This window comes from Lederbergia graminis (assembly GCF_042655485.1).
Lineage (GTDB): Bacteria > Bacillota > Bacilli > Bacillales > Bacillaceae_C > Lederbergia > Lederbergia graminis.
This window is the reverse complement of the sequence record NZ_JBHSMC010000042.1, coordinates 23244-32432: the sequence shown is the minus strand read 5'-3', so window position 1 is coordinate 32432 and position 9189 is coordinate 23244. Positions and strand designations below refer to the sequence as shown.

Below are 9189 nucleotides of genomic sequence, written 5' to 3'. Positions count from 1 at the left end.
GCCAGGATCAAACTCTCATTAAAAGTAGTTTGTAGCTCAAAATTGCTGGTCTTACTTAATTATTGTTAACGCTTCGTTTCGTTCAGTTTTCAAAGATCAAACTTCTTTGCCGCCCAACAGCGACTTTTCTATAATAACATTTCCACTAATCGAAGTCAATAACTTTTTTTGAAGTTTTTTTCGATTGTTTGTGTCGCTCATTGGCGACGTTTATTACTATACCAAGATAATACCTTTCCGTCAATAGAAAAGTATAAATTAATTTTTATTCTTTTATTTTATAGTATCGATGATAGATACCGATTCCCTTTGTTTCTACATCTACTGTTTGAATAAAGTCTTTCTCTATTAAGTATTCGATAAGGATACTTAAGTCTACACCATAATGAATAATTTCCTCGTGAGTAGCTATCTCATCAAAACTCCACTTCTCTTTTGTTTTTAATATATCGATTAAATGTGATGCTCCTACAGAGGTTCTAGAATAAATCATGAACTCACTTGCTAAAAAGAGAAGCTCCAATCTTTTCTCAATAGATTCTTCACTCTTTACTAGCTCTTCATATAGTTTATATATTTCTGGTTCAATTTGTTTTACTTGGCTCCAAACAGTTAATTCGGGATGGTAACCATTCTCGATAATAGATAGTCTCGCTAAGTGATGTAATGAATGGATGATATGATTATATGCATCTAAATAATGACCCATTTGAAAGAAAGAGCGACCATCCATATATCTACGAATTAATTTAGCAAATTCTAATCCTGTCTTTATTTTTCTTCCATAGAACGGGAAGTCACGAAGTTCTTTTCTTAAACTCTCTAAGTACTCATTTCGATCAAATAAGATTCTACCCTCATAAAGCCATTCTACAATTTTTCTATTTGACCCTAAAAGAAGCCATTCATTTAATTGCTTTTCTGATACTACGTGCAAGGCAGCTTTACTATTATTATAGTGGTAGTGTTTAATTTGTACTGGGTTTTGTTGTTCTTTTACAATAATTAAGAGAACAATATGGAAAGTATCTGTAAGTGCATTTTTTTTGTGATCTTTCTCTACTTGGATGATTCCTAACGTATTTTTTTGGCTAGCTCTTTCTTGATAAATGGACCTTAAGATATCTTCCACTATTCTTCCCTCCGAATTTAGTTCGTTCTTCTTTTTCTTTATTTTTCATTTCGACATGCCAATTTGAATCTCCTTCTTTTTCATTTTTTCGTCGCAATTTTATAGTAAATTATCTTTTTACTATGATATAGTTTAAATTCAGGAGGGCATGAACATGGCAAAAAAATATTCAAATAAAATAAATAAAATAAGATCATTTGCACTTAGTCTTGTATTTATTGGTTTTATCATTATGTATGTGGGAATCTTCTTTAAAAACCATCCTATCGTTATGACAATCTTCATGCTACTAGGGATGCTATCGATTATCGCGAGTACATTAGTTTACTTCTGGATTGGAATGTTGTCCACAAAGGCAGTTCAAGTGGTCTGTCCTAATTGTGAAAAAACAACTAAGATACTTGGCCGTGTAGATATGTGCATGTACTGTAGAGAACCGTTAACATTAGATCCAAACTTAGAAGGCAAAGAATTTGATGAAAGTTACAATAGAAAAAATCAACAATAAAAAAAGTTGTCCTAAAAAGAGTACTACTCTTCTAATTGGACAACTTTTTTCTTCTATTACTGAATATCATCTTTTGTTATACTAAATATAAAACAATAATCTGGGGATGATCACTATTATTAACAGTAGATTTTACAGTGCCTTAGAAGTAGTTTCCTTTTTCTTTATTTTAAATATTACTTGGCTAATAGTTTCCTTACCTATTATAACTATTTTTCCAGCAACTGCAGCAATGCATGGTGTGATTCGAAATTGGGTAATTCATAAAGATACTAGTGTAATACGCCCATTTTTCCGCTTCTTTAAGGAAAATTTCAAACATAGTTTCATCATAGGACTATTATTTGCGATTGTGTCATTCATCTTCTATGTAGATTTTATGTTTATCATGACAATGAATTCGATGATGCAAATGGTGTTATTATCTATATTATTATTACTAGGTATCATTGGCACACTTACTTCTATATATTTATTTCCAGTTATGGTACATTACCATTTACCATTGAAAGGAATCCTTAAGAACTCGTTTTTCTTTTCAATCAGGTATTTACCAACAACGATATTAACCATCATATTTATCGGAATTATGTTAGTACTATTATATATTATGCCTGTTTTAACTTTAGTCATTTTTAGTATAATTGCATATCCAATTTTCACAATGTGTTACAGCAAATTCCGTAAAGAAGAAGAATTAGTTAATAAGCATTCCGAGCAAGATGAAAATTTAGTTAATAACCATACCCAGCAAGAAGTGTAAAATAATAAATGGGCTTCGATTTTGTTAGTTTATATGCTAACGTAATCGGAGCCCATTTCTTAATTCACATTGGATTTTGTTTTTGAGCATTCAGGACAAATACCGTAAATTTCCATACGATGATGTGTAATCTGAAAGTCCGTAATATGTGCTGCTAGTTGTTCAACTGCATCAAGTCCTGGATAATGAAAATCAACAATTTTACCACAGTCTTCACAAATAACATGGTAATGATCAGATGTAACAAAATCAAACCTACTGGATGCGTCTCCGTAAGTAAGTTCTTTCACCAGTCCAACCTCACGAAAAACACGTAGATTATTATAAACCGTAGCAACACTCATATTAGGAAATTTGCCTTCTAATGATTTATAAATATCATCCGCTGTTGGGTGCGTCATTGACTCGATTAAATACTCAAGAATCGCATGACGCTGAGGTGTAATCCTGACACCAGTTTCCTTCAATGTATGAATAGCTTCTTTTAATTGAACGTCAGACACCTCTGAGCACCTCTTTTCTAAAGTTAAATTGATTATCTAATTGTAATTCTTATAAATAGTGTACTAATAATGTACTAAACTTGTCAATGGTTTGCCCTTATTCGTGTAATTGTATCTCTTGGGCACCTAACCTATTATTTATATACCTTGCTGCAACAAACAATAAATCGGATAGCCTGTTTAAGTAGGCTAAAACAAGTGGATTCACATTTTCCAGTCCAACCGCACATCTTTCCGCTCTTCTCACTATTGTTCTTGCGGTATGTAAACTTGCACCTGCTGGATGACCACCTGGCAAAATGAACTGGGATAATGGAACTAAAGTAGCATCCCATTTATCTATTACTTTCTCAAGTGCTTCAATATCACTCTCATGCAATTTCCATTTCACTTCTTTTCCCGGTGGCGTTGCTAGTTCCGCTCCTACATGAAACAATATTGTTTGTACTTTATGAAATACTTGGCGTACTTCCACTATCTCTGGTGATTGATCATTAGCTATATAACTCATTGCAAGTCCTAACATCGAATTTGCTTCATCACAAGTTCCATACGCTTCTACTCGCGAATCATTTTTTGCGATTCTGTCACCATATACTAATGATGTCGTGCCTTTATCACCCGTTTTTGTATAAATTTTCACTGAAATCCCCCTAATCGAATTTTATACTTATTGATATTATTTTAGCACTAGAAATTTTTAATACAAAAAAAATCAGGCTGTACATGACAGCCTTTAAAAAGTTGATTATGTTGAGGAGGTATGCCCTAATATACAATATGAACTTTTGCTTTTTTGGCATGGACAACAGCCGTTTTCTACTATAAAATAGGCAACTTTTTTTCACTATAAAAAAAACAGCAAAAATCCACTCATAATTTACAATTCCTCTTTTATAAACTGGAGTACTTCCTCCACATGACCAGCTACTTTAACTTTCCTCCATTCTTTTACCACTACACCTTCTTTATTAATAATAAAAGTGGAGCGTTCAATCCCCATAAATTCCTTTCCAAACATTTTCTTCAGTTTCCAAACACCAAATTTTTCAGATAAGACGTGATTGTCATCAACTAAAAGTAAAAATGGCAACCCGTGCTTATCAATGAACTTCTCATGTTTTTCCAGTGGATCCGCACTAACCCCTAAAATAACTGCATCTAATTCGGAAAAGTCTTTATGGTAATCGCGAAAGTCACATGCCTGAGTAGTACAACCTGGCGTCATATCTCTTGGATAAAAATATAGCACTATATGTTTTTCTCCAATGAAGTCCGTTAATGAAACCTCTTCCCCGTTACTTGCTTGTAATCGGAAATCAGGTGCCTTATCTCCTACTGTAATCGTCATTGAATTTCCCACCTTTTTATCTATGTTTCTATTATAGCGTAACGAAACATAACTCCCATTTCAAATAAGCTACTTATTCTTTGGTGGGTCATTATCAAAAAATGTTCGAACTACAAACGCTGCGGGAATTGTATAACCTAAAAGAGCTTCTACCATAACTAGTAGTCGACCAATCCCAATTGGAACTACATCCCCATATCCAACAGAGAAAAGTGTGATTGCACTTAAATATAATGAACTCGTCAAACGCTGGTTCCAACTATCGTCTTCAGTTGAACTAGCATCGATAATGACATTCATCCCTTTCATTTCAAGCAATAAAAAAATCAAACAAAAACCTATCATAATGATGACATACGTACACCCGAGAAATGCAAAGTTTTCAAAGGAAACTTGTTTCAAAGAAAATCTATCTGGAAAAAACAATATTCTTAATGCCATCAGAATACATATTACTACAGCAAAAAAGAGGACATACCACAAGTCACTATCACCTCTTCCTCCCTTGTCCATATTATATGTACGTGATAGATCGCAATCGTAGACCATGCTGTTAATTAGAATTTTTTGTATTTCATCTGATTTATTGCCAGCTTTTATTGGAAGGACTACAATATAAGACAGTAAGCTTAAAGGAGAGAAGTTATCATGAATTACACCAAGTCAGATGCACTACATAAAGAAGCTTTAGAACATATTGTCGGAGGAGTAAACAGTCCGTCCAGATCATATAAGGCAGTTGGAGGCGGTTCTCCTGTTGCAATGGAAAAAGGAGAAGGTGCTTATCTATATGATGTAGACGGAAATCGTTATATAGATTATTTAGCTGCATATGGACCAATTATTACTGGTCATGCACATCCACATATTACAGAAGCAATTAAACAAGCTGCTGAAACAGGAGTATTGTACGGTACACCAACAGCTCACGAAGTGAAATTTGCTAAAATGATAAAAGAAGCAATTCCATCTCTTGATAAGGTTCGTTTTGTTAATTCTGGTACAGAAGCAGTGATGACAACTATCCGTGTTGCAAGAGCATATACTGGTAGGGATAAAATTCTTAAATTTGCAGGTTGCTACCACGGTCACTCTGATTTAGTTTTAGTTGCTGCTGGTTCTGGTCCATCTCAACTCGGAATGCCAGATTCTGCAGGAGTACCACAAAGTATTGCAAAAGAAGTTATCACGGTACCATTTAATGATATCGAAGCATTTCAAATTGCTATGGATACATGGGGAAATGAAATTGCAGCTGTACTAGCAGAACCAATAGTTGGGAACTTCGGAATAGTTGAACCTCTTCCTGGCTTTTTTGACCATGTGAAAGAAATAGCTCATCAAAAAGGAGCTCTCCTTATATTTGATGAGGTTATAACCGCATTCCGTTTTACATATGGATCTGCGCAAAATATAATCGGCGTTACCCCTGATTTAACGGCTCTTGGAAAGATTATTGGTGGAGGACTTCCAATCGGTGCTTATGGTGGTCGTAAAGATATTATGGAAAAAGTAGCTCCTCTTGGACCTGCGTACCAAGCTGGGACAATGGCAGGAAATCCTGCATCTATGTTATCAGGAATTGCTTGTCTAGAGGTTTTACAGCAACCAGGAGTTTACGAGAGATTAGATAAACTTGGTGCAAAATTAGAAGCTGGTATATTAGCTGCTGCTACAAAATATAATACACCTATTACAGTAAACCGCTTAAAAGGTGCATTAACTATTTACTTTACAAATGAAAAAGTAGTAAATTATGAACAAGCTGAAGCAACAGACGGAGAGCTTTTTGCTAAATTCTTCAAAAAAATGTTACATCAGGGAGTTAATTTAGCGCCTTCTAAATATGAAGCATGGTTCTTAACGACAGCTCACACAGAAGAAGATATTGAGGAAACAATCATAGCTGTTGAAAATGCGTTTAAAGAATTAGCATAACGGGGCACTGCCTTAAGAAAGGATATTGATGATATGAAGCTTGGGGCCCGCATGTTAAAAACGGGAATTGCCATTACATTGGCACTTTATGTATCGGAGCTTCTGCATTTGCCTACTCCTGTTTTTGCTGGTATAGCAGCGATTTTTGCAATCCAACCTACTATTTATCGATCGTATTTATCTGTTATAGAGCAAATACAAGGTAATATAATCGGTGCCATACTCGCCATTATTTTCATATTAATATTCGGTAATCATACCTTAATTGTTGGGTTTGCAGCCATTTTAGCAATAATTATCATGGTTACATTAAAGCTGGAAAATTCTATTCGTCTAGCTCTGGTTACCATCATTGCCATTATGACTGCCCCGGCTAATGATTTCCTGCAACTTGCCATTTTGCGGCCTTCAACAATCCTTTTGGGGATCTTATCTGCATTTGTAGTAAATTTTATCTTTTTACCTCCAAAATATGAAACAAAACTATTTCAAAGTATAACGGATGTAAATGCAGATATATTTAGATGGATGCGACTCACAAGTCGTTTTGCATCGGAATGGCGTCTACTAAGAAAAGATCTTGGTTCGATAAAAAATAGAATTAAAGAATTAAATCAATTATATTCCATGTACCAAGAAGAGCGTAATTACTTTCAAAAACACGGAATTAATAAAATGCGCAAACTCGTGATTTATCGTCAAATGATTCATGTAACAGAACAAAGTCATGAAATATTAACCTTATTACAACGGCATGAAAATATATTGCAACAACTATCTCATTCTATTCAAATGAACATGAGGGATCATCTCGATTTCTTACTAAGCTACCATGAACAACTTCTATTAATGTACGTTGGGAAAGTAAGGCAAGAAATCCGACTTGATTCACTACTCGATGAAGACTTTAATCGTGTGCAATTAATCGAATCATTAATAAAAGAAATTAGAAATAACGAATCAGAGGATGATTTCGAGGCTTTTCATTTAATGCGCATCCTCTCAGCACTAATGGAATATGAAGAACACCTGGAAAAATTAGAACGTCTCATCCGTTCTTCACAAAAGTTCCATCAGAAAGAAGTAAAGAAAAAACGAAAAGTTCTAGGAAGAAATTAATCCTAGAACTTTTTTCTATCTTTAAGGAGAGCTCCGCGGTGCTGATTGTCTAGCTACAGGCGCCTTCCGCTTTTCTTACTTTCATGTTTCTTGTGTGACGTTTAGATTTTGCACTTGGAATAATTGGTAATAATGCCCTTGTTTTTTCATTAATTCTTCATGCGTACCGATTTCAACAATCTCCCCATGTTCAATTAACACAATTCTATCTGCATGTGTAATGGTAGATAACCTGTGCGCTATGATAAATGTTGTTCGATTTTTTGCAAGTTTTTCAATTGCTTCTTGAATCAAATGCTCACTTTCCAAATCAAGTGCAGAGGTTGCTTCATCTAATATGAGAATTGGAGGATTTTTAATAAACACACGGGCTATTGCAACTCTTTGTTTCTGACCTCCTGAAAGCTTCACTCCACGTTCACCAACTTTTGTATCATAGCCTTCTGGTAAATTTTCAATAAATTCTTGAGCATTGGCTGCTTCAGCTGCTGCATATACCTCTTGATCAGTTCCAGTAGGTTTCCCAAGCAAAATATTTTCTTTAACAGATTCACTAAATAAAATATTATCTTGAAGTACCATCCCAATTTTATCACGCAAGCTACGAACTTTAAGTTTTCTAATATCTACTCCATCAAGTAAAATCCTGCCTTTTGTTACATCATAAAATCTAGGAACAAGACTGACGAGAGATGATTTACCTCCTCCACTCATTCCAACAAAAGCAATGGTTTCTCCGGCTTTCACATCTAAATTTATATTTTTCAGTACAGGCTTTTCTTTTTCATCATAGGCAAAATGAACATTTTCAAATGTAATATTTCCGACCACATTTGTTAATTCTTTCGCATCAGGAGCATCTTCAATATCATATTTTTCATCAATTAATTCAAATACACGATCCATCGATGCAATGGATTGAGTAAGAGTAGTAGAGGCATTAACAAGTCTTCTAAGTGGATTGTATAGTCTTTCCACATAGCCCATGAATGCTACGAGTGTACCTACAGTGAGATCATTATGAATCACTTGATAACCTGCATATGTAATAACAATTAGTGGTGCTAAATCAGTAATTGTATTTACAACAGAGAAAGCCTTTGCTGTCCATCTCGTATGATTAAGTGCTTTATTTAAGAAATTAGCATTGTTGCGATCAAATTGTTTCTGTTCATGGTCTTCGATTGCAAAGCTCTTTATAACGGACATTCCTGCAACTCTCTCATGTAAGTAACTTTGCACTTCTGCAAGTGCTTGTGACCGCTGGCGAGTCAGTTTTCGTAAGTTGCCGAAAAAATATCGTACTGAAAAAATATACAGCGGGAATACAATGATTGCCACGACAGTTAGTGGTACATCCATCGTCAACATAATCGTGATTGCGATTAATACTGTTGTTGCATCTAACCACAGATTCATCAATCCTGTTATGACAAAATCCTTTGTTTGTTCCACATCATTTATAACTCTTGAAATAACTTCCCCAGCTCGAGTATTGGAATAAAATTTGAAACTTAGCTTTTGGATGTGTGTAAATAAGCGATCACGAATATCATATAATATTTTACTAGCTGTCCATTGGGCAAAATATTGCCGATAGTATTCAATTGGTGGCCTGATACCGACAAAGATAATCAGCATAATGCCCATCGTAATAAATAACTTGCGAGTTTGCTCATCAGCAGTTAAGGATTCCGAACCAATTACATCATCAATCACATACTTCATTAATATTGGAATCAATAGCGGAATCGCAAATTTCATAACTCCAATCAGTAATGTTGCGACAATTTTCCAGCGATATGGTTTTACAAATTGTAAATACCGTTTCATAACCCCCAAACGTATTACCCCCAATAAAATGTTAAAAACCTG

10 protein-coding genes are annotated in these 9189 nt (G+C 34.6%); 4 read left to right on the top strand and 6 right to left on the bottom strand.

Annotated elements, in window-relative coordinates:
• Positions 1 to 265: 265 nt before the first annotated feature.
• Entirely contained in the window at positions 266 to 1132 is an 867-nt protein-coding gene (locus tag ACFPM4_RS19425) for a nucleotidyltransferase-like protein (protein WP_144923209.1), read from the bottom strand.
• Between the two features lie 154 nt (positions 1133 to 1286).
• On the opposite strand from ACFPM4_RS19425, the gene ACFPM4_RS19420 reads away from it, so the two are divergent.
• Positions 1287 to 1640 (top strand): YgzB family protein, encoded by a 354-nt coding sequence (locus ACFPM4_RS19420; protein ID WP_144923206.1) that lies wholly within the window; start codon positions 1287 to 1289, stop codon positions 1638 to 1640.
• 106 nt (positions 1641 to 1746) lie between these two features.
• Positions 1747 to 2403 carry a YesL family protein gene (locus ACFPM4_RS19415; protein ID WP_144923203.1) on the top strand — a complete coding sequence of 219 codons (657 nt, stop codon included), beginning with the start codon at positions 1747 to 1749 and terminating at the stop codon, positions 2401 to 2403.
• Positions 2404 to 2462: 59 nt separating this feature from the next.
• Here ACFPM4_RS19415 and perR read toward each other — a convergent pair whose 3' ends face one another.
• The 4 genes from perR to ACFPM4_RS19395 form a co-directional block, all read right to left on the bottom strand.
• Complete coding sequence (gene perR / locus ACFPM4_RS19410) at positions 2463 to 2906, bottom strand: peroxide-responsive transcriptional repressor PerR (RefSeq protein ID WP_144923200.1); 444 nt, start codon at positions 2904 to 2906, stop codon at positions 2463 to 2465.
• A gap of 97 nt (positions 2907 to 3003) precedes the next feature.
• Positions 3004 to 3549 carry a cob(I)yrinic acid a,c-diamide adenosyltransferase gene (locus ACFPM4_RS19405; RefSeq protein ID WP_144923197.1) on the bottom strand — a complete coding sequence of 182 codons (546 nt, stop codon included), beginning with the start codon at positions 3547 to 3549 and terminating at the stop codon, positions 3004 to 3006.
• A gap of 237 nt (positions 3550 to 3786) precedes the next feature.
• Positions 3787 to 4257 carry a thioredoxin-dependent thiol peroxidase gene (gene bcp, locus ACFPM4_RS19400; RefSeq protein ID WP_382355503.1) on the bottom strand — a complete coding sequence of 157 codons (471 nt, stop codon included), beginning with the start codon at positions 4255 to 4257 and terminating at the stop codon, positions 3787 to 3789.
• A 69-nt stretch (positions 4258 to 4326) separates the two neighbouring features.
• Complete coding sequence (locus ACFPM4_RS19395) at positions 4327 to 4659, bottom strand: potassium channel family protein (protein WP_382355500.1); 333 nt, start codon at positions 4657 to 4659, stop codon at positions 4327 to 4329.
• A 246-nt stretch (positions 4660 to 4905) separates the two neighbouring features.
• On the opposite strand from ACFPM4_RS19395, the gene ACFPM4_RS19390 reads away from it, so the two are divergent.
• Both ACFPM4_RS19390 and ACFPM4_RS19385 read left to right on the top strand, forming a co-directional pair.
• Complete coding sequence (locus tag ACFPM4_RS19390; RefSeq protein ID WP_382355497.1) at positions 4906 to 6195, top strand: glutamate-1-semialdehyde 2,1-aminomutase; 1290 nt, start codon at positions 4906 to 4908, stop codon at positions 6193 to 6195.
• Between the two features lie 33 nt (positions 6196 to 6228).
• The gene (locus ACFPM4_RS19385) at positions 6229 to 7314 is read left to right on the top strand and encodes an FUSC family protein (RefSeq protein ID WP_382355494.1); all 1086 of its coding nucleotides are present in this window, start codon (positions 6229 to 6231) and stop codon (positions 7312 to 7314) included.
• Positions 7315 to 7395: 81 nt separating this feature from the next.
• Here the strand turns inward: ACFPM4_RS19385 and ACFPM4_RS19380 are convergent, their stop codons facing one another.
• Positions 7396 to 9156, bottom strand: coding sequence for an ABC transporter ATP-binding protein (locus ACFPM4_RS19380; RefSeq protein ID WP_382355491.1), 1761 nt, complete (start codon positions 9154 to 9156; stop codon positions 7396 to 7398).
• Between the last annotated feature and the right edge of the window lie 33 nt (positions 9157 to 9189).

Coding starts and splice junctions, on each gene's coding strand:
- ACFPM4_RS19420 (WP_144923206.1), top strand. CDS start 1,287: ATGGCAAAAAAATATTCAAATAAAATAAATAAAATAAGATCATTTGCA.
- ACFPM4_RS19415 (WP_144923203.1), top strand. CDS start 1,747: ATGATCACTATTATTAACAGTAGATTTTACAGTGCCTTAGAAGTAGTT.
- bcp (WP_382355503.1), bottom strand. CDS start 4,257: ATGACGATTACAGTAGGAGATAAGGCACCTGATTTCCGATTACAAGCA.
- ACFPM4_RS19390 (WP_382355497.1), top strand. CDS start 4,906: ATGAATTACACCAAGTCAGATGCACTACATAAAGAAGCTTTAGAACAT.
- ACFPM4_RS19385 (WP_382355494.1), top strand. CDS start 6,229: ATGAAGCTTGGGGCCCGCATGTTAAAAACGGGAATTGCCATTACATTG.